The following is a 20,321-nucleotide window of genomic DNA, read 5'->3' on the forward strand; positions in this document are numbered from 1 at the left end:
AATTTTAATTTACTTTAATTATTTGAGTCCTTTTGTTCTAATTTTTTAGCTTTAAGTTCTTCATCATAACTGTGTAATAAATTGAAATCTTCTGTCTGCTCAATAGCAGTCATGATTTTCAATAGAATTTCCGGTGCTTTTTCATTGTCATAATCAATATCCAAAGGGGCTTTGAATTCCATCGTAGGCTTTACACCGGTTACCTTTACGCGGAGTCCTTTTTTATCAAAAGCTCTTCTAAATCCGTTTATTTTGATCGGAATGACAATCGGGCGCTGATTTTTTACCAGTTTGGCAGTTCCTCTTCGCCCCTGGGCAAAAGCTGAAGTGGTTCCCTGAGGGAATGTGGCTACCCATCCATTATCTAATGCCTTCATGATATTGTCTACCTCACTCATATCAACCATTCTGTTAACATTTTTACCTTCTGATCTCCATGTTCTTTTTACGGTAACAGCTCCTGCTATTTTAAAGATTTTAGGGAGAATCCCTTTATTCATCGTTTCTTCAGCTGCTACATAATAAAAATCAATCTTTGGATTCAGCAGATAAATCGGGTTTTTAATGGTATTTAAATATCCGTTATTAACAGCGCAGAAAGCGTGGTACATGGCTGCTACATCTGCAAAATAAGTCTGATGATTAGACACAAACAATACATTGGAATCCGGAAGATCCACAAGATGTTCTGTGCCGGTAATCTTCAGTTTATTAAAGCCATTGAACCTTCTGTAGGATACAATACCTAAAATAAAAATAATAAACCTTTTCAAAAAATAAGGTGTTCCGAATGCATCGGTGAAAATATTTTTCTTCGCCATCTCTCAATTAAACACGGTAGTGCAAAGTTACATTTTTTTCAGCAACTGGCTGAATTCGCTTAATATCATTGCTGTAGCCCCCCAGATAATATACCCGTTGAAATTAATGACAGGAACTTCATGTCCGCCTGCACTTGGCAGAGCCATAATTTCGGGAGTATCTGAAAGGTTCAGAAAAGAGGTGATGGGAAATTCTATAGTTTCCACGGCTTCCGTCTGCTGAAGAACGAAGGCAGGATTTTTTTTAGTATAGGAAATATAAGGGTATACATAAAAATTGCTGGGCGGGATATAAATAGGAGACATTTCTCTGATGATCCTTACATAATGTTTGTCTATTCCGATCTCTTCAGAGGTCTCCCGAACTGCTGTCTCGGCAAAATCCCTGTCCATTTCCTCACGTTTTCCACCAGGTAATGATATCTGCCCGCTGTGTCTGTCGTGCTCGTTAATGGTTCTTTGAATCAATGGAAAATACCATTCGTTGTCTTTAAGGTATAAAACGATGTTGACGGCTGCAAATTTGGGATTTTTTGCCAATACCTCATCGTAAGTAAAAACAGGACGGTAGGGAGGAGAGAAGACTCCATGTGCATGTTCACCGGGAAGTTCCACGCTTTTTATTTTTCTCAATAAATCTTTTCCAAAATTTTCCATAGCTCAAATTTAGCAATATATCTTGAAGTAATAAGGGCCTTAACATTAATTAACCATAGAAAGAAAATGGTTTTTAAAAGTTTTTCATGGATTAATTATTTAATGTTGTAGGCTTATGCTTTACCGGAAAATTAACCGAGTTGGCAATGAAACAATATTGATTAGCTTTATGATGAAGCTGTTCTGCTTTTTCTATCATTGATTCTTCTGCAACGGTTACCCTTGGGTACAGTGTCACTTCTGTAAAATGGCCGCTCCCACTGGCTGTTTCAGTCATAATACCTGTAGCCTCATCGGTATAATCGGTAACAATAATGCCTGCCTCAGAGCAGAAGTGAAGATACCATAACATATGACAGGAGGAAAGTGAGGATAAAAACAGTTCTTCAGGATTATATTGGGTTCTGTCGCCCCGGAATGCCGGATCAGATGAGCCTTCAATAACTGTTTTATTCTCCGCTGAAATGGTGTGGCTTCTTTCATAGGCTCTGTAACCACTTGTTCCTGTTCCCAGATTTCCTGTCCATTGGATGGTGATTTTGTAATGGTGATTTTTCATATTTTAAAGATAAAAGATAAAAGATAAAAGATAAAAGATAAAAGATAAAAGATAAAAGATAAAAGATAAAAGATAAAAGATAAAAGATAAAAGATCTTGTCGTTAAAATTCAATAGGGGTGGGCTTTATCCCTGTCTGTATATATAAACATCCATTGGCTTTATCCCAAACTAAATTATACATCATATTCTATACTTATCAATGCAAAATAAAAAACCTCCAGTAGAACTGAAGGTTTGAATTTTGTCTTAATTAGAAAATTCTATCAATTCTTCTTTTTTGGAATTGTAGATCTTATATTCTAAATATTTAAAAGAATCCCTTGGAACAATGGTTACCCATTTTTTGTATTTCATAAACCATTTCATCTGGATACTTTTGATGCCTTTTGTAAGGTAGGCTTCCACAAACGGGTGTACATGCAGATAAATTTTTCCTTTCTCTTTCTGCAGGATGTTTCTTAAAGTTTCACCCATTCTTTCCACGATTACAATAGGAGCTACGATTTCTCCGTCTTTGTTCGGGTTTTCTTCTTTGGTATCGATCTGCTTTTCCGGACGGTTTCTTTGTCTGGTGATCTGGATCAGACCAAATTTACTTGGAGGAAGTATTTTGTGGCGGGCTTTGTCGCGCTTCATTTCCTCTTTGAGATGCTCGTAAAGATCTCTTCTGTGATCAGAATTCGGCATGTCTATGAAATCGATGACGATGATTCCTCCCATATCGCGGAGGCGAAGTTGTCTTGCGATCTCAGTAGCAGCCATTTTGTTCACTTTCAGTGCGTGCTCTTTATTGACAGCAGTTCCGGTAGTGATATTATTTCCGGAGTTGACGTCAACGACGTGAAGTGCCTCTGTGTGTTCAATAACAAGATAGGCTCCTTTGGAACTTGGAATGTTTACGTGCTTTCCAAAGCTCTGTTTAAGCTGTTTTTCAACATTGTAATATTCCAGAAGAGGAATATGGGAATCATAAAACTGGACAATATTTTTCTTTTCAGGAGCAATGACTTCAATGTAATTTTTCATTTCGTTCACCATCTGTTCATCATCACAGATGATATTGACGAAGTCCTGGTTAAAATTGTCTCTTAAAATAGCTGAAGCTTTGTCTTCTTCGCTTAAAACTTTAGACGGAACTTTATTTTTCTGGATATTTTTAAAAGTGCTTTCCCATTTCTGAACCAGCTGGTTCATATCATTATGAAGGTCTGCTACTTTTTTTCCTTCTGCTACCGTTCTGATAATAACTCCGAATCCTTCAGGTTTTATACTGTCAATAAGAGTTCTCAGTCTTTCTTTTTCCTCAGAGCTTCTGATTTTTTTGGAAATGGAAACTTTATTGTCAAATGGAATTAAAACCAGGAAGCGTCCTGTTAATGAAATCTGGGTAGAAATTCTTGGACCTTTTGTAGATATAGGTTCTTTAGTGATTTGTAACAGAACCAGATCATCTTTGGCGATTACTTTATCTACCGTTCCGTTTTTGTCTATTTCGGGTTGTATCTCGAAATTCTTTAAGCTCGAAGTGCTTTGTTTTTTAGAAATAGTATCTTTTAAAAACTTTCTGTATGTAAGATACTGAGGCCCCAGATCCTGATAATGCAGGAATGCATCCTTATCATATCCGATATTGACGAATGCCGCATTCAGATTGGGTGCCAGTTTTTTTACTTTTCCTATAAACAGATCTCCAACTATAAAATCGCTTTTGTCTTCTTGCTCATGAAGTTCACATAGTCTTCCGTCTTCCAGCAGTGCAATCTTTGTAAGATCATCTTCATGCGAAACTATTAGTTCTTTCTTCATTTTTTAATAAGATAAAATTGTTAAGATTATAGGAATTGGATGTTTTTCTCGATTAATTCATCTATTAAATATAAGGATTTTGAACGAAAATCATTATATGTTTATTAAAATAATATTTGAAACCCTCCGTGTTCCGCGGAATCTTATAGTTGCAAACAAAAATATAGTTAGTGAACTTTATAAATTTAAATCCACCAACTATATTATTATATTGTAAATCTCGAGAAAAAGAGATTATTTTTTCTTATGTCTGTTTGCTCTTCTTCTTTTCTTTCTTTTGTGAGTTGCAACCTTGTGTCTTTTTCTTTTCTTTCCGCTTGGCATAATTTTAATTTTTTAGTAACTAGTTAATATTCAGTTAATGTTCTTATTTTACTGCAACTTTAGTTTTTACTTTCTCAACAAAAGATTTTGAAGGTTTGAAAGCAGGAATGTTATGAGCAGGAATCTCAATTGCAGTATTTTTAGAAATATTTCTTCCTGTTTTAGCAGCTCTTGTTTTAATGATAAAAGATCCAAACCCTCTTAGATAAACGTTATCCCCATTATACATAGAAGTTCTGATCTCCTGCATAAAAGCTTCTACAACTTTCTGTGTTTCATTCTTTTCTGTTCCCAACTTATTTGAGATGGTGTTTACCAATTCTGCCTTTGTCATTTCCTTATTTTAATTTTAAATTTTAGGTGTGCAAATTTAGTTAAAAAAATTGAATACTAGCAAATTAGTGGCAAAATATTTTTATTCAAAACGTTAGACTTTTCATGTACATGTTATATTAAGGCTGGGTGGTGATTATTTAACAATAAAATAATATAGCAGAATAATGGGGTGGAAATCTGATGAACAAAATTTAATAAACCCCGGCCATAACAGCTTTTGAAAAGTTTTATCATTTTCAATGGCAGATGCGTAATGGGTTGATTACTAATGTTTTTGATTCGGATTTTTAAATTATAAAAGACGAGATAAAAATTTTTATAAACTGGAATTATAATATCCGTTTTCCACACAGAAGCGTATAAGGTGAAGCTTGGTCTTCAGTCCCAGCTTTTCTGTAAGACGGTTGATGTAGGTATCAATAGTTCTGGTACTCAGATTGAGTTTTTCTGCAATTTCCTTGTTGCTGAATCCCTCATAGCAGAATCTCATCAGCTGTATCTCAGCCGGTGAAAGCTCTTCTTGTCCTTTCTTCTGCCTGTCCATGTATTCCTGTACAGCGAGCGGCTGCTGCTCCCATTCTTTTGAATAAGCCTGGTAATCAAAGCCTTCAGAAGCAATACTTCCTTTAATGATATCTTTTATGATGGTGCTTTTTTTCTGACAGTAGTATATATTAGGGATCTTTGAAAGAATTTCGGCCATATCTTCCTGATAAGTGCCCGAATACGTAATGATAGGGGTTTCTGTATTGTTTTTTCTGATATATTTGATTGCTTCAATTCCGCTTAATACCGGCATAAACAGTTCAATAATGAAAACATCTTCCTGCCTTCTGTAGATTCTGTTTACCAGCTCATGTCCATTGTTACAGTCATTCAGAAGCATATAGAAAGGATTTTCCATAAGCGTTTTGATCATTATTTTCTTGAAATAAAAATCACTGTCAGCAATAGAAAAACGTACGGTATTGGATAATATTTTGCTCATTCCTAATATCGATTTGGCGAATGATATTTAAAATTCAGAGGTCTAATTTATGAAAAACTTATCAAAGGGAAAATTAATATTAATTTAATCAGGGTTTTCACGAAACAGGCTTGGGGAAATTACGTATTGTGCATAAAATTTTTTTTTTATATTTTCACAGGCCAAACAAATCGCAAATTATGTCTTCTAACAGGGAAAAAAAATTGAACAAATCTGACGTAAGAATGGGCATTTGGAAGTTTATTCTGTCATTTGTTGTTTTGTCGGTTGTATCTTTTGCTTGTCTATTTCTCTTCTTTAAGAGTTATGATATACAGCGGGAAGGGATTAGCCGGGAAGCTGAAGCATACAAAGAACTGATGCTTCGGAGTGATGTTCTGAAAGATCACATTGATGATATTTATGACAAAATGAACCAGCTTAGTATCAATAAGGTGGAAAACGAAGTATTTCTCAGAACCAGCATTATGGATAAAGTGAGGGATGCTAAAAATATTATGGGTAAGGACAGTGCTCAGAGTTTTAAGCATTATGCTGTACTGATGAAGCAGATTGTACCTATGATGACTTTAAAAGCTAAAATCATTGAAGTAGAGTATCAGAAGAAAACCGTTTTAAGGGACCTTGACGAATGCATGGGCAAAATCAAAGTAACCAACAACGAACTTAGAAAAGACCCTACAAGAAATTTCACCGGAAGTAAAAGAAGAAGATAAAAGAGAAAGATATGCAAGGACAAATCACATTATCAAAGAAGGAAAGGCATTATCAGTTTTTTTATTTAATACTGATGCTTATAACCGCTATGTTGTTTCTGGGAGTGATCTTTTTAAAGGGTTTTCAATCTCCCTTTTCTGATGAAGATGTAAGAGGTATTCAGAATCTTGAGCAGAAAGCAGAATTTGAACGGCACCAGAAAATTGTTCTTCCCATCATGGACAGTACCTATACCATGATTACAAAACTTACCGATGACGGGCCACAGCCTTTTGTGGAAAATAATATTCAGCTTGGAGTGAACGACCTTAACAGCTATTTCAATGGCACTGACGTTGTCGATATCCGGAAAGATGCTTATCCACAGATTGCCAAATTCTATAAAATGTATTTTGATGACAAAAAAGTCATTTCGACAACTTCTGAAGATATTAAAATTTTCCAGAAGCAGGTAGATGAATGCCGAATCGGGTTTAAAGATAAGCAGAATAAGCTTTATCAGCGTGAGCAGGATCTGAAAGCAAGAATGCAGTAAGCAATAAATACTAGGAACTATAAATAAAACACATCACAATTACTAACTATGAATTATTTTCAAAAGAACAAGAAAAACATTATTATCGGTGTTATTGCAACTTTGCTGATCGCAGCTTTGGTTGCTTTGTGGCTGCAGAAAAAAGTAATCCATTCAGCCGATGATATTGTTGGGGTGGTTTATCCGTCTTCACTGGCGGTAGGAGATACACTTTTATTCGAGGACAAAACCCAGTTTGCCAAAACCAAGAGATGGAATTTCGGAGATGGGACAACTTCAGATAAAAACAGCGGTATTCACTTCTACAATAAACCGGGATATTATCAGGTAAGCTTGATCGTTGACAATAAGTATACGAAATCTTTTCCTGTAATGGTAAGTGCAAGAAGCGTTCAGAAACCAAAAGATACTGCCAAGATAAGTACTACGATTGAGGCTCCGGCGCAGGCTATGCAAAATGAAAATGTACCTTTCCGTGCTATTTCTGAAGCCAAACATTTCGCCTGGAAATTCGGAGAGACAGGAAATACAGATGCCAAGGATAAGTTTACCATCTATTCTTATAAAAAACCTGGAGATTATCTGGTAACATTATACACTGAAGAAAGCCAGGATCCTGTTTACCACCGTATTAAGATTCTTCCGGCTTATGATGCTCTTGCGGAAGATGAAGTTTCAGTAGAAGATTCTTATGCAAAAGTAGATAATGATTTCAAATACCACCTGCAGCAGATCGCCAACGGAAACAGCTTCAATATGCACTATAATTATCTGTTGAAAACTTATCTGTGTAATAACGAGAATACGGTTGTTAAAGTAAATGACAGCAAAGTCAATAACTTCTATATGTACTGTGCAGGTCTTCAGTTTGACAAGAATACGGTGATCCAGACAGTGAAAGTCAATCTGGATGATACACAGAACTGTGTAACTAAAGTAGATATCAACCAAAGCAAATAATTTCGTCCGGTCTTACGGATGTACCAATCATAAAAAGATTAAATAGGATGAAAAATAAATTTCCTCTAGCAGCATATTATATAGGGTTATCAGTATTATTGACGGGTTGCCAGGTAACACTGCCGTCAAAGAAAACCCCGGAACCATCGCAGTATGGACAGGTGGATACTTCTCCTGTCGTTAATGGTTATCCTAAAAAGTCTGTTCCATGGATTGTCATTTCAGACAGATCCAGAAATACGGCTTATCTGGATAAAGATGATGAGAAATCTTACAAAGAAGTAAAATTCCTTGAGCCTTTAATGGTTCTGAAACATAGGGACGGAATGGTAAAAGTAGCAGAGTATGTTCCTGATGCTTTAATGAAGAAAGTTTCGTCAAAATCAGTTAAAACATACGGTTGGATCCCGGAGTCAGATCTTCTTCTCTGGAACAATGCCCTTAAAAGCGAAAAAACAGGTTATCCGGTAAGGGTTGCTGTAGTACCTAATAACAGCGAAGTCATCAGAAATGCTGAAAGGTATTATAAAAATGACTCCATTATGGTGTTTAACTCACCAAGTCTTATCGAAACGGCCAACGTAAAAATTCCTAACGGACAGATTGTATATGTATACAAGATGGCTGAGAATAACAAACGTTTTTTAGTAGGTAAAAAGCCTTCTGTTGATATGGACAGTATCAGCAAAGGACTTTACGGATGGGTGAGCTCCAATGTTATTTCTACGTGGGGAGAGCGCTCTGCTATCAAGCTTAAAAATACAACAGGAATCAATGATTCAGCTCTGGGAATTCATGAAGGCCATCCTGGTGCTTCTGCATCAGATGCAACAAATAAAACAGCAGTTCTTCTTACTGAGGTAAACAAAAGAACACCGCTGGAAAATATTTTCCCTGTAAACCTCCCACTGGAAGAAACACCAACTCCTGACTCTAAAACAAAATATTTTACCAATATTTTGGATTACAGCAAGAACTTTGTTTCCAATGTATTGGGAGAGCCTATTCGCTTTGACAGATACAGAGAGATCACTGACCGGGATAAAAATATCAATATTGTTTTTGCATTGGATGTAAGTGCTGCCAATGCACCTTATGCACCTATCGTAAAATCATTATTACAGGATCTTCAGCTTAGATTTGAAAAGCCATCCTACTTTAATAATGTTAAATATGGAGTGGTTTTATATAAAAATAACCCTTGCGGAAATAATATTTCTGTGTCTAACTTAAGTTCAGACTATACTAAAATCACAACATTTATTGACGATAAAACAAATGAAATGAACTGCGCAAGCAATAGTGGGTATCAACCGGTAGGAGAAGCTCTTACTGCTGCAGGAAACCTTCTTTCAAATGTTCCTGATGAAACCAATATTGTCGTGACTGTAGGAACTTCTGCAAGCCAAAGCGGAAATATGTACAGTGTAATCAGTTCGCTGACTCAGGCACAGGCAAGACTGATCATGTTCCAGACAAGCGCAAGATCTTCAGATAACTACAATGATTTTGTACTGATGGCTGAAAATGTGGTTACCAATACAGCCAAAAATATTGCTGAGCTTAAAAAGCAAAAGATCATCAACCAATACGATGTCCTTACTAAAAATAATTTCAGTCTGGTAGAAGGTGATGAAGGGTTCTTTTCTCTTGCTTATCCTAAGCAGAGTATGTCACAGGGGTTCGTTATATTCCCTAAAAAAGGAGATATCACAACACCCGGCTTCCTGAAAAAATCTGTTGACAGCCTTATTGCACAGGTTACTTTGGATAACCAGACTATTGACAAATCACTCAATGAATATTTCCATTCATCTGTAGGGGCAGGAAGAACAGATGTTGATCTGAAGTATAAATACCTTTATCCCGGACTTACCAATCCTGTTTCTGCAGGCATTGCTGCACAGCTGATCAACTATGGAAGCCCATTCCTTGTGAAAGGGTATATTCCAAAAGAGCTGAAAGACTTTACTCCGGGAATAGAAAAAGGAATTCTTATTTCTGAATCAGAATATGATAATCTTAAAGCTTTCTACACAGAAGTATACAGAAATACGCAGGCTGATCGAGCAGACTTTAATCAGGCAAGAGCCATTAAAGAATATGTTAAACTGCTTAAGAAATATAATCCGACCATTAAATTCTTAGATAAGGGAGCTCTTTATGAACTGCCGATGTCTTATGCAATCGGAATGAGTACCGGATTTGATCTTTCCGAAGAAGAACTGATGGCTAAATATAAACTGAAAGGCTGGAAAAAATCCAAAGTGGTTCCTAATGAGACTGTAAAGAATTATTTCTACCACTATAAAAATCTGGCAGACAGAATGCTGGCCAACAGAAACAATCCGGCTGTAAAAATTCAGCAGAACGGACAGACATTCTATTGGCTTAATGAATATTTTACCCCATCAAGAATTCCGACGGAACAGCCGGAATACACGAAGCATTAGGAAAATCATTTTCATTATATCAAAGCAGGAGTATACACTTCTGCTTTTTTTGTGATGTAAAAGAATAATAAGCTGCACCTCTGTACACATTCATATTCAATCGTCAAACCTTTTTTCGAAAAGTGATATGGATACTTTTAAAAAAAATTAAAGATAACTTATAGTACATAATTCACCTCCGATTTTCAGATTGATTTCCCTTTTGAGTGCAAAATTATTTTTTATCCTGAAAATGAGATATATTCCAAAATGCTTTATTGAAGGGTGTTATATAAATGGATATAAATCTATTGTCGTAGAATTACGACAAGAAGTCGTAGAACTACTACAATTTTTCAGATTTATAATGAAAAGTTTTTTTAGGAAGAAAAGAGCTTCTATATTTGCTGTACAATCACTGAGTCACAAAATATTATTAACGATTAAAATTTGCAATCATGGCAGAAAGAAATTCAAGAGGAATCTTAAAATTCAACAACGGTGAAGGGCAAAAGCTGCTAAAGATGAACTACAGTGTATCCAGATCTACAGATGTATCGGGACGTGTAGCATCAGACCCTTCTAACGCATTAATCAAAGTAACGGTAGAAGCTACTGAAAAATCAGATATTCTTGAAAGTTTGTTAAACGGTAAATACAAACCGACAGTAGGAGAAATCACCTTCAATAAATCCCATGAAGAAGGAACCCTGATTACTTTGAAATGGGAAAATGGATATGTCATCCAGCACCAGGTGGATTTCGACGCAGTAGACAGCAACAGTATGCTGATCAGCTTTGTAATAAGTGCTGAAACCATTGATTATGGTGATTCTCAGTATAACGGTCTATGGCCAGGCAACTAATATTTACACACATTATCAACATTCATAAAGAAAAAGACTGTCCCTAAATAAGACGGTCTTTTTTGACTGATGAAAATTGATGAAAAACTTTTATTCTGCAACAGATGTGCATAATTCTGTTAAGTAAATATTGTGATCTTTCAGTTTGAATGTTGTCCGCTTCTGAGATATTTTATTTTGATAGAAAATATGATGTTTTTGAAGATATAATATACTTTCTCTAAGCCTGAATCTTTCATTGAGTTTAAGATCCAGGCCTTTTTTCAAAACCAATTTAATTGAAAAATTATATGGGCTGGCAGAATCTTCAGCAGTGCTTTTCTCAGCCTACTTCAATGAGTTAGTCTGATTAAAAGCTGTCCTGGAGCGGTAATATGTCACAAAATTCAATGATCAGCATTGAGTTGGGTAACAAAAAAATACAGTTGTTACTTCTCTAATTGAAGAATTAGCTATCTTTATATCATTTAGAATAAAATAGTTAATTTTAACTACCTGAAAAGATAAATTTTGATTTTCTGGTTATAAGGAATAAAAATTAGATCAAACCATCAAATCTGAGACACATTAAAAGCAAAACGCAAATATATTAATATAAGAAAATTATAAATGGGAGTACTAGTAACCAACGAAACAGTAAAGCAACTATTTCATATTGCTCAGTCGATAGCGAAGGAAAATTATAATGGAACGTATGGAGGCCCGCATATCCTGCAGGCTTTAATGCATAAAGATATCGGACTCAATGAATTCCTGAAAAGTATAGATAAAGATCCCGGATACTTCTACGAATGGGCAGACGTCCGTATCGAAGAATATCCCAAAACCAGTCATCTTCCGGATGAAGTAGGTCAGGATGATGCGGTGGATACCCTTATTGAAGAAGCTGATGATATCCGTTTAAAATTAGGACTGGATGAGATTACGCCAATCTGTATTCTTACCGCTATTGTAAAGCCGCAGGTGGTATTCTCTCTTCAACAGTTAAAATCCCTTCCTTTGAGAGAACATGAGATCTTCAATCTGTATAGGAAAGATACTCCGTTTACTGTTTCTGAAGATGGAGATTTCTCATCATTATTTTCAAATGGATCAGACCATTCAGATTCTTCCTTTCCTTCCATTAAAAGCTACTGTGTAGACAGAACGGCACAGGCAAGAAAAGGAGAGATTGAAAATATCATCGGCAGAGATAAAGAACTCAGAATGCTGGTGGAGATCCTTTGCCGCAGAAGTAAGCCGAATGTGATCATTATCGGTGAGCCGGGAGTTGGTAAAACAGCCTTGGTAGAAGGTTTTGCTACTGAAATTATCAAAGGAAATGTTCCGGAAATGCTTAAAAACGGTACCCTTTTAGAACTGGATACCGGAGCATTACTGGCCGGAACCTCTTATAAAGGAGAAATTGAAGACCGTCTTAAAAAAGTAATCAATGAATGTAAGAAAATTGAAAAAGCTATTCTTTTTATTGATGAAATTCATACCCTTTTAGATCCGAAAGGAAGCATCGGAAATGTAGCCAATCTCCTTAAGCCTGAGCTTGCCAGAGGTGAAATTACAGTAATCGGAGCGACAACACAGGAAGAATACAGAAAAATTATAGAACCAGAACAGGCTTTTAACCGTCGTTTTGAAGTTTTAACCGTTCATGAACCGGATGAAAAAACCTGCGTAAAAATGATTGATGTTCTTCTTGAAGGCTACAAAAAACACCACGGCATTGAAGTGGAAAAAACAGCCCTTCCTGAGTGTGTACGTCTGGCAAAAAGATATGCGAAAGGTAAAAAATTACCAGATGCTGCTATTGACTTGTTAGACAGAACAATGGCTGCGATCAAAATGCTTGATGAACTGTCAGAAAAAGAACTCAACAGTTGGAAAGAAAGCTATGATACTATCCTAAAAGAAGAATATGCTGACAGCAAAGATAAAGCAGATGAACTGATCTGGACATACAATCTGTTAAGAGATAAAATAAGCCCGATTCTTTGGGGATCACTAAGCGAGCAGCCATCAATTGACAACTCTATGCCGGTAGATCAGATCCAGAAGATTATTGAAGATACTTATGCTGAACTCCTGCAGCATGCAGCGAAGAAAAGAGAAAAAGTAGACAGGCTGGAACTGGCGGCTGTAATGGCTGCAAAGACCAATATTCCTATCGGGAAGATCCAGGCTCAGGAAAAAGAGAAGCTTCTGAACATGGAATCCCTTCTGTTGAATCGAGTCGTAGGGCAGGATCATGCTTTAAAAATCCTTTCCGATGCCATCGTTGAAAACCGAAGCGGACTGAATAAACCGGGGCAGCCTATCGGATCTTTCTTCCTTCTGGGACCTACAGGAACCGGTAAAACAGAGTTGGCCAAATCAATGGCAGAATTGCTTTTCAACGATGAAAAGGCAATGGTGCGTTTTGATATGTCAGAATTTAAAGAAGAACATTCTGCTGCACTGCTATACGGAGCACCTCCGGGATATGTAGGATATGAAGAAGGAGGTATGCTGGTGAATAAGATCAGGCAACAGCCTTATACCGTTGTTTTATTTGATGAAATTGAAAAAGCCCATCACTCTGTTTTTGATGTATTTCTTCAGATTATGGATGAGGGTAAAGTTCATGATAAATTAGGTAAAGAAGGGGATTTCAGCAACGCGCTGATCCTGTTTACCTCCAATATCGGAAGTGAGGAAATTGTAAAACAGTTTGAAGAAGGGAAAATTCCAGAATCATCTTCACTGATGCAGATCATGTCCAATTCAGGACGTTTCAGACCTGAATTTCTGGCAAGAATTACAGAGATTATTCCTTTTGCTCCGATCACGGAATCCATTGCTGAAAGAATATTTAATATTCAGCTGAAATCACTTCATGCTTCATTGACAAGGTTGGGAATCGCTTTAAAAATAAGTGATGAAGCTGTAAGAAACCTTGCATTGGGAGGATTCAGCAGCAAATATGGGGCAAGACAGATTTCAGGAGTAATCCGTGCACAGCTTGCCAGGCCTATCTCTAAAATGATTGTCAGGGAAGAAGTGAAGTCCGGGCAGACCATTCATGTAGACTGGAATAAAGAAGAAGAAAAACTAAGTTGGAAAGTAGATTAATTATAAGGCAAAAGAGTAAATTTGTGAACCCGCTTTTTTACCTTAAATACTATTAAAATGAAAACCATTGTCAGAAATATCTTTACAGGTTTACTGTTATTGGGTACAGCTGTTTTTGTAAACGGACAGTTTCTTGCTGCTTCTGATACGTCAGAAAACAGCGTGAAAAAATATCAGGGAATCATTAAAGCCAATAAAGATCTGGTAGAATTTATTGAGCAGTTACTTCGTCAGAAAGGCCTTCCCAAGCATTTGAGAAACCTGGCTCTGATTGAATCTCATTTTGACAGAAATATTACGTCAGGAGCCGGAGCTGTGGGGATCTGGCAGTTTATGACTGCCCATGCCAATCAGTACGGACTTACAGAGCAGGGGCGTACTGATATTTATAAAAGTACAAAAACTGCGGCTGTTTCTTTAAGTAACCTGTATAAAAAGTATAATAATTGGGTAACTGTGGTTGCAGCGTATAACTGTGGTGAAGGAAACATAGCCAAAGCAATGGAAGCTGCCGGTTCTTCCCAATACCATGAGTTTTATAAGTATCTTCCCGCAGAAACGATTAATCATGTCAAGAAATACCTGAATGCATGTTATGCTACGGGAGAGCTTGAGAGTGTATTGAATAACTATAACTCTTCAAGAATCAATAAAATTTTCTTTGAGGATGGAAACAGAAAAGTTATTCAGCCTGCTCTTTCAGAGACCGAAATCAATGCCGGATTCAACCTGAAAATTGTTGCTGATGAACTGAATGTAGATGTTGATAGAATCCTGGCCTGGAATCCCGGTATAATGGATGAGCTTCAGAAAAAAGGAGAAAGTACATTCTATCTTCCGGTTGATCTCATGCCTGATTTTCTGCTGAGAAAAAATAAAATATTGGTTCGCTCCATAAAAGAAGGAGGAAAGATTCAGCAATAAGATAATATATAATAAAAAATAATGAATGGCAATCAGTTTTACTGGTTGCCATTCTCTTAATAATCAATAAAAGCAGAGATTGTTGTGAAAAAAAGACTGATTTTTATTCTCTTAATCCCCCCTGTTCTGGTTTTCTGCTCATACAGTTTACATTATAGCTGATGGGATGAAAGATAAAGGAGAGAAGGCAGACTTAGCTGTGGTTCTTGGAAATAAGGTAAATGGGATGGGACATTATCAGAGAGATTGCGGGCCAGGCTTGATCAGAGCGTTGTGTTGTACAACTCAGGTCGCGTAAAGAAGATTCTTGTAAGCGGAGGATTGGGTAAAGAGGGGTATTGGGAGGGCGATAAAATGAAAGAATTCCTGGAGATCAAACATAGTCCGAAAGAAAATATTATTGTTGATAATAAAGGCAATAATACTGAAATGACAGTAGAAAATACCATCAGGATATGTGACAGCCTCCATTTCAGAAATGTTATTTCCGTTTCACAATATTACCATCAGACAAGAATTAAAAAACTTTTCATGGACCGTCATTTTTACACCGTAGAAAGCTCAAGTCCGAATTACTTTGAAATAAGAGATTTTTACTCTGTTTTCAGAGAAGTGATTGCCTATTATTGGAATCAATAATTGATTAAAATGATTCTGATTTACTATTAATAAAGTCTCAATATTTCTCAGTGATGTGGAAAATTATAGAATTTACCAATAGTTTTTACTACATATAAATCTTTTGTCCATCATGTTTTTAGCAGATGCTTAAATCTATTGTCGTAGAATTACGACAAGAAATCGTAGAATTACGACACTTTTTCAGATTTATATTAAAAAGTTTTTTTAGGGAGAAAAGAGCTTCTATATTTGCTGTACAATCACCGAATCACAAAATATTAACGATCAAAATTTACTAATCATGGCAGAAAGAAATTCAAGAGGAATCTTAAAATTCAACAATGGTGAAGGACAGAAGCTGTTAAAACTGAACTACAGCGTGTCCAGATCTACAGACGTATCAGGACGTGTAGCATCAGATCCTTCTAACGCATTAATCAAAGTAACAGTAGAAGCTACTGAAAAGTCAGACATCCTTGAAAGCTTGTTAAACGGTAAATACAAGCCGACAGTAGGAGAAATTACCTTCAACAAATCCCATGAAGAAGGAACGCTGATCACTTTGAAGTGGGAAAACGGATATGTAATCCAGCACGAAATAGACTTCGATGCCGTAGACAGCAACAGTATGCTGATCAGCTTTGTAGTAAGTGCTGAAACCATTGATTATGGTGACTCTCAGTACCGTGGACTATGGCCTTCAGTAGGTAAATAAGCCTATTCATCATCTTAGTAAAAATAAAATTGGTACAGAACAGCGGACAAGAGACGCTGTTCTGTTTTTTTGGGATTATACTTCCATAACGATTCCGGATATAGTATATCTCTTTATGGTGTAATAATATATGTTTTATTTTTGCTTTTAATGTGTTTGTTATGAGGTGTTTATATTGTGTTTTAAGTCTGTTGTCGTAGAATTACGACATCAAATCGTAGAATTACTACACTTTTTCATATTTCTGTTCAAATGCTTTTTTTTCAAAAACAGGGGTTCTATCTTTGTTATATAATTATTGAATCACAAAATATTATTAACGATTAAAATTTACAATCATGGCAGAAAGAAATTCAAGAGGAATCTTAAAATTCAACAATGGTGAAGGACAGAAGCTGTTAAAACTGAACTACAGCGTGTCCAGATCTACAGACGTATCAGGACGTGTAGCATCAGACCCTTCCAATGCATTAATCAAAGTAACAGTAGAAGCTACTGAAAAGTCAGACATCCTTGAAAGCTTGTTAAACGGTAAATACAAGCCGACAGTAGGAGAAATCACCTTCAATAAATCCCATGAAGAAGGAACCCTGATTACTTTGAAATGGGAAAACGGATATGTAATCCAGCACGAAATAGACTTCGATGCCGTAGACAGCAACAGTATGCTGATCAGCTTTGTAGTAAGTGCTGAAACCATTGATTATGGTGACTCTCAGTACCGTGGACTATGGCCTTCGGCAAGCATGTAATCCAATACAGCTCAGAAAAAATGAACAGCATGCCCAAGGCATGCTGTTCATTTTTTTATCAGTAATTAATAGCCATGGATAAAAACAAATAAAATGTTCAGACAAATTTTTAATTCATTTGCTATTTTCTTACAGCATAGAGCAGTTTCACTTTATGTAAAGAACATTTAATGGGAAAATGCCTGTAATATTGTGGGTATGATATTATTACAATGTGATATATAAATAAGAAAATGTAAGCCAACCCCGTTCTGCAAACTATCAACTTTTAGTCCTATTTTCATATATTTGTTCATTATAGATAATATGGACGCAACACAAGATAAAAGGCTGTTTCTCATCGATGCCTATGCGATGATTTTCAGAGGATATTACGCATTGATCAGGAATCCGAGACTTACCAGCAAAGGACTGGATACTTCTGCTATTTTTGGCTTTACCAATTCTTTGATCGAACTGATCAGGAGAGAAAAACCCACTCATCTGGCAGTTGTTTTTGACGTAGGACAGGCGAGTGTAAGAACAGATGATTTCTCAGATTATAAAGCCAACAGAAGTGAAACACCCGAAGCGATCAAAATTGCTGTTCCATATATTCACAGAATTCTGGAAGCAATGCATATTCCAATTCTTGGGGTAGAAGGATATGAAGCTGATGACGTGATAGGGACCATTGCCTGCAAAGCAGAAAAAGAAGGATATACTACTTTTATGGTGACTCCGGATAAAGATTTTGCCCAGCTGGTTACTGATAAAATTAAAATTTATAAGCCGGGCCTGAAAGGAGGGGATATCGAGATTCTCGGAGTAGAAGAAGTAAAGGCGAAATATGAGATCGAAGACCCTAAACAGGTTATAGATTTCCTTGCTATGATGGGAGATGCAGTAGATAATATTCCCGGACTGGAAGGAGTAGGGGAAAAAACGGCGATGAAATTCCTGAAGGAATTCGGAAGTATTGAAAATTTACTGGCAAATACTGATAAGCTGAAAGGAAAACTGAAAGAAAAAGTGGAAGCTTCTGCTGAACGTGGTATTCTGTCTAAAAAACTGGCCACCATTATCTGTGATGCTCCTGTAGAATTTCATCAGGAACAGTATGACCTTGAAACTCCGGATTTTGAAAAAGTAAAAGAAGTCTTTGATGAAATAGAATTTAGAAGGCTGTACGAAAATCTTTACAGAGCTTTTGCACCTGCAGCAGCAGAAACTGTTGTGGTAAGTGAGGTAGAAGTAAAGCAGACACCGGCAGGAACAGAAGTGAAAGGACAGGTAATGCAGCTTGACCTTTTCGCTAATTTTGAAGAACTTGAACAGGCTACTTCTACAAAGTCTACCATTGAGCAGAATGACCACCTTTATCAGTTCATCAACAACCCAAAAGCGCAGAAAAAACTGGTTGATAACCTGCTTCAGCAAAAAGTAGTTTGCTTTGATACAGAAACAACTTCTTTGAATGAGTTGGAAGCAGAACTGGTGGGAATGAGCTTTTCCTATAAAAAAGGATTAGCATATTATATTCCTCTCTCTGATGACAGGGCAGAAGTTTTGCAGACACTGGAGATCTTCAGACCTTTTTTTGAGAAAGAAGACCTGCTGAAAGTAGCGCACAATCTCAAATTCGATTATAAAGTTTTAAAACAATACGATATCACTGTGAAAGGGGCCATGTTTGATACCATGATTGCTCACTACCTGCTGAATCCGGATGGAAGACACGGGATGGATTATCTTTCGGAAGTTTACCTGAACTACAAACCGGTCTCTATTGAAACCATTATTGGAAAGAAAGGAAAAAAACAAGGCAGTTTCAGAGATGCAGATCTCAGAACCCAGACCGATTATGCCGCAGAAGATGCAGATGTAACATTTCAGTTGTACGAACTTTTTGCACCACAGCTTAAAAAAGAAAATCTGGAAGAGCTTTTCTACAATATTGAAATGCCTTTGATGGAAGTGTTGGCAAAAATGGAACTGGCCGGTATTTCTCTGGATGAAAAATGGCTTGCCCAGGAAAGCGTTGACCTTGAAAATGACCTGAAAGAATTAGAAACCAAAATTTTTGAACTTTCAGGAGAAGAGTTCAACATGAACTCTCCAAAGCAGCTGGGAGAAATCCTGTTTGAAAAAATGCAGCTGGATCCAAAAGCGAAGAAAACAAAAACCGGGCAATATGCAACCTCAGAAGATGTTCTTCAGAAGCTGTCTTCCAAACATGAAATCATCAAACATATTCTGGAATACAGAACCTATCAGAAATTAAAATCAACCTATGTGGATGCTTTACCTTCACAGATTGATAAAGATGATAACAGGGTACATACCAACTTTTCACAGACAACAGCCGCTACAGGCCGTTTGGCGAGTGTAAACCCGAACCTGCAGAATATTCCGATCAGAACTCTAAGGGGACAGCAGATCCGTGGAGCTTTTGTATCAGGGGAAGGAAAAAAGATCATCTCTGCTGACTATTCCCAGATTGAACTTCGTCTGATTGCTGAAATCTCAGGGGAGGAAAATATGATCAAAGCTTTCCAGGACGGAGAGGATATCCACGCTTCTACCGCTGCAAAACTTTTTAAAATTCCATTGGCAGAAGTTTCCAAAACCCAGAGAAGTCAGGCTAAAACCGTCAATTTTGGAATCATCTACGGACAGGGAGCTTTTGCTTTGGCAGAACAGACCGGATTATCCCGTACAGAAGCCAAGCAGATGATCGAGGCATACTTCGAGACCTATCCGAAACTGAAGGAGTATATGGCAGAACAGGTGAGTAAAGCTCGTCAGTTAGGCTATGTAGAAACTATATTAGGAAGAAAACGTCATTTGAAAGATATCAATTCCAACAATTTCGTGGTGAGAGGCCATGCTGAAAGAAATGCAGTAAACGCACCGGTTCAGGGAAGTGCTGCAGATATTGTAAAAATTGCTATGATTAAAATTGACAGAGAGTTAGAAGAGCAGCAACTTAAAACAAAGATGCTTCTCCAGGTTCATGACGAATTATTATTTGAAGCTCCTATTGATGAAATTGAGCCTGCTTCCCAACTGATCAGAACAGAAATGGAAAGTGCTTTAAAAACACAGGTTCCGTTACTGGTGGAGATCGGAGTAGGGGATAACTGGTTAGAAGCACATTAATAATAAAATACTGCAAAATTATACCTCAGAAAAAGACTTCCACCTTCAGGCGGAAGTCTT

General features: G+C 36.8%; 18 protein-coding genes. 12 read left to right on the forward strand and 6 right to left on the reverse strand.

Annotated elements, in window-relative coordinates:
• Positions 1–14: 14 nt before the first annotated feature.
• The 6 genes from AC3FI7_RS21350 to AC3FI7_RS21375 all read right to left on the reverse strand — a co-directional run bounded on the left by AC3FI7_RS21350 (position 15) and on the right by AC3FI7_RS21375 (position 5,493).
• Positions 15–821 carry a lysophospholipid acyltransferase family protein gene (locus tag AC3FI7_RS21350; RefSeq protein WP_062675350.1) on the reverse strand — a complete coding sequence of 269 codons (807 nt, stop codon included), beginning with the start codon at positions 819–821 and terminating at the stop codon, positions 15–17.
• Positions 822–848: 27 nt separating this feature from the next.
• Positions 849–1,478: an NUDIX hydrolase gene (locus AC3FI7_RS21355; RefSeq protein WP_142726461.1), complete on the reverse strand. Its 630-nt coding sequence runs from the start codon at positions 1,476–1,478 to the stop codon at positions 849–851.
• Between the two features lie 91 nt (positions 1,479–1,569).
• Positions 1,570–2,037, reverse strand: a complete 468-nt coding sequence (locus AC3FI7_RS21360) for an OsmC family protein (RefSeq protein WP_491460858.1) — start codon at positions 2,035–2,037, stop codon at positions 1,570–1,572.
• A 248-nt stretch (positions 2,038–2,285) separates the two neighbouring features.
• Positions 2,286–3,845, reverse strand: a complete 1,560-nt coding sequence (locus AC3FI7_RS21365) for an Rne/Rng family ribonuclease (protein ID WP_142726468.1) — start codon at positions 3,843–3,845, stop codon at positions 2,286–2,288.
• Positions 3,846–4,212: 367 nt separating this feature from the next.
• Positions 4,213–4,503 (reverse strand): HU family DNA-binding protein, encoded by a 291-nt coding sequence (locus AC3FI7_RS21370; RefSeq protein ID WP_002984212.1) that lies wholly within the window; start codon positions 4,501–4,503, stop codon positions 4,213–4,215.
• A gap of 318 nt (positions 4,504–4,821) precedes the next feature.
• A complete protein-coding gene (locus tag AC3FI7_RS21375; RefSeq protein WP_142726469.1) occupies positions 4,822–5,493 on the reverse strand; it encodes a response regulator transcription factor in 672 nt (223 codons plus the stop codon).
• A gap of 179 nt (positions 5,494–5,672) precedes the next feature.
• On the opposite strand from AC3FI7_RS21375, the gene tssO reads away from it, so the two are divergent.
• The 12 genes from tssO (at position 5,673) to polA (ending at position 20,261) form a co-directional block, all read left to right on the forward strand.
• Positions 5,673–6,209, forward strand: coding sequence for a type VI secretion system TssO (tssO, locus tag AC3FI7_RS21380; protein WP_142726470.1), 537 nt, complete (start codon positions 5,673–5,675; stop codon positions 6,207–6,209).
• Between the two features lie 11 nt (positions 6,210–6,220).
• Positions 6,221–6,745: a type VI secretion system transmembrane protein TssO gene (locus AC3FI7_RS21385; protein ID WP_491460859.1), complete on the forward strand. Its 525-nt coding sequence runs from the start codon at positions 6,221–6,223 to the stop codon at positions 6,743–6,745.
• Positions 6,746–6,793: 48 nt separating this feature from the next.
• Entirely contained in the window at positions 6,794–7,705 is a 912-nt protein-coding gene (locus tag AC3FI7_RS21390; protein ID WP_142726472.1) for a PKD domain-containing protein, read from the forward strand.
• A gap of 47 nt (positions 7,706–7,752) precedes the next feature.
• A complete protein-coding gene (gene tssR, locus AC3FI7_RS21395) occupies positions 7,753–10,158 on the forward strand; it encodes a type VI secretion system protein TssR domain-containing protein (RefSeq protein WP_343661470.1) in 2,406 nt (801 codons plus the stop codon).
• A 437-nt stretch (positions 10,159–10,595) separates the two neighbouring features.
• On the forward strand, positions 10,596–11,003 hold the full coding sequence (gene tssD / locus AC3FI7_RS21400) for a type VI secretion system tube protein TssD (protein ID WP_142726474.1): 408 nt from the start codon (positions 10,596–10,598) through the stop codon (positions 11,001–11,003).
• A 609-nt stretch (positions 11,004–11,612) separates the two neighbouring features.
• Positions 11,613–14,108: an ATP-dependent Clp protease ATP-binding subunit gene (locus tag AC3FI7_RS21405; protein ID WP_343661472.1), complete on the forward strand. Its 2,496-nt coding sequence runs from the start codon at positions 11,613–11,615 to the stop codon at positions 14,106–14,108.
• 57 nt (positions 14,109–14,165) lie between these two features.
• A complete protein-coding gene (locus tag AC3FI7_RS21410; protein ID WP_142726476.1) occupies positions 14,166–15,032 on the forward strand; it encodes a lytic transglycosylase domain-containing protein in 867 nt (288 codons plus the stop codon).
• 166 nt (positions 15,033–15,198) lie between these two features.
• Positions 15,199–15,330, forward strand: coding sequence for a hypothetical protein (locus tag AC3FI7_RS21415; RefSeq protein WP_491460860.1), 132 nt, complete (start codon positions 15,199–15,201; stop codon positions 15,328–15,330).
• The gene (locus tag AC3FI7_RS21420; RefSeq protein WP_491460861.1) at positions 15,306–15,671 is read left to right on the forward strand and encodes a YdcF family protein; all 366 of its coding nucleotides are present in this window, start codon (positions 15,306–15,308) and stop codon (positions 15,669–15,671) included. Before AC3FI7_RS21415 ends, AC3FI7_RS21420 begins: the two co-directional genes overlap by 25 nt.
• Positions 15,672–15,954: 283 nt before the next feature.
• Positions 15,955–16,368, forward strand: a complete 414-nt coding sequence (gene tssD, locus AC3FI7_RS21425) for a type VI secretion system tube protein TssD (protein ID WP_142726478.1) — start codon at positions 15,955–15,957, stop codon at positions 16,366–16,368.
• Between the two features lie 338 nt (positions 16,369–16,706).
• Positions 16,707–17,120, forward strand: coding sequence for a type VI secretion system tube protein TssD (gene tssD / locus AC3FI7_RS21430; RefSeq protein WP_142726479.1), 414 nt, complete (start codon positions 16,707–16,709; stop codon positions 17,118–17,120).
• A gap of 306 nt (positions 17,121–17,426) precedes the next feature.
• A complete protein-coding gene (gene polA / locus AC3FI7_RS21435; RefSeq protein ID WP_491460862.1) occupies positions 17,427–20,261 on the forward strand; it encodes a DNA polymerase I in 2,835 nt (944 codons plus the stop codon).
• Positions 20,262–20,321 lie beyond the last annotated feature (60 nt).

The organism is Chryseobacterium sp. TQ-BC-N36, assembly GCF_058382295.1.

Coding starts and splice junctions, on each gene's coding strand:
- tssD (WP_142726479.1), top strand. CDS start 16,707: ATGGCAGAAAGAAATTCAAGAGGAATCTTAAAATTCAACAATGGTGAA.
- AC3FI7_RS21360 (WP_491460858.1), bottom strand. CDS start 2,037: ATGAAAAATCACCATTACAAAATCACCATCCAATGGACAGGAAATCTG.
- tssO (WP_142726470.1), top strand. CDS start 5,673: ATGTCTTCTAACAGGGAAAAAAAATTGAACAAATCTGACGTAAGAATG.
- AC3FI7_RS21355 (WP_142726461.1), bottom strand. CDS start 1,478: ATGGAAAATTTTGGAAAAGATTTATTGAGAAAAATAAAAAGCGTGGAA.
- AC3FI7_RS21415 (WP_491460860.1), top strand. CDS start 15,199: ATGAAAGATAAAGGAGAGAAGGCAGACTTAGCTGTGGTTCTTGGAAAT.
- AC3FI7_RS21370 (WP_002984212.1), bottom strand. CDS start 4,503: ATGACAAAGGCAGAATTGGTAAACACCATCTCAAATAAGTTGGGAACA.
- tssD (WP_142726474.1), top strand. CDS start 10,596: ATGGCAGAAAGAAATTCAAGAGGAATCTTAAAATTCAACAACGGTGAA.
- AC3FI7_RS21410 (WP_142726476.1), top strand. CDS start 14,166: ATGAAAACCATTGTCAGAAATATCTTTACAGGTTTACTGTTATTGGGT.
- AC3FI7_RS21365 (WP_142726468.1), bottom strand. CDS start 3,845: ATGAAGAAAGAACTAATAGTTTCGCATGAAGATGATCTTACAAAGATT.
- tssD (WP_142726478.1), top strand. CDS start 15,955: ATGGCAGAAAGAAATTCAAGAGGAATCTTAAAATTCAACAATGGTGAA.
- AC3FI7_RS21385 (WP_491460859.1), top strand. CDS start 6,221: ATGCAAGGACAAATCACATTATCAAAGAAGGAAAGGCATTATCAGTTT.
- AC3FI7_RS21390 (WP_142726472.1), top strand. CDS start 6,794: ATGAATTATTTTCAAAAGAACAAGAAAAACATTATTATCGGTGTTATT.
- tssR (WP_343661470.1), top strand. CDS start 7,753: ATGAAAAATAAATTTCCTCTAGCAGCATATTATATAGGGTTATCAGTA.
- polA (WP_491460862.1), top strand. CDS start 17,427: ATGGACGCAACACAAGATAAAAGGCTGTTTCTCATCGATGCCTATGCG.
- AC3FI7_RS21350 (WP_062675350.1), bottom strand. CDS start 821: ATGGCGAAGAAAAATATTTTCACCGATGCATTCGGAACACCTTATTTT.
- AC3FI7_RS21405 (WP_343661472.1), top strand. CDS start 11,613: ATGGGAGTACTAGTAACCAACGAAACAGTAAAGCAACTATTTCATATT.
- AC3FI7_RS21375 (WP_142726469.1), bottom strand. CDS start 5,493: ATGAGCAAAATATTATCCAATACCGTACGTTTTTCTATTGCTGACAGT.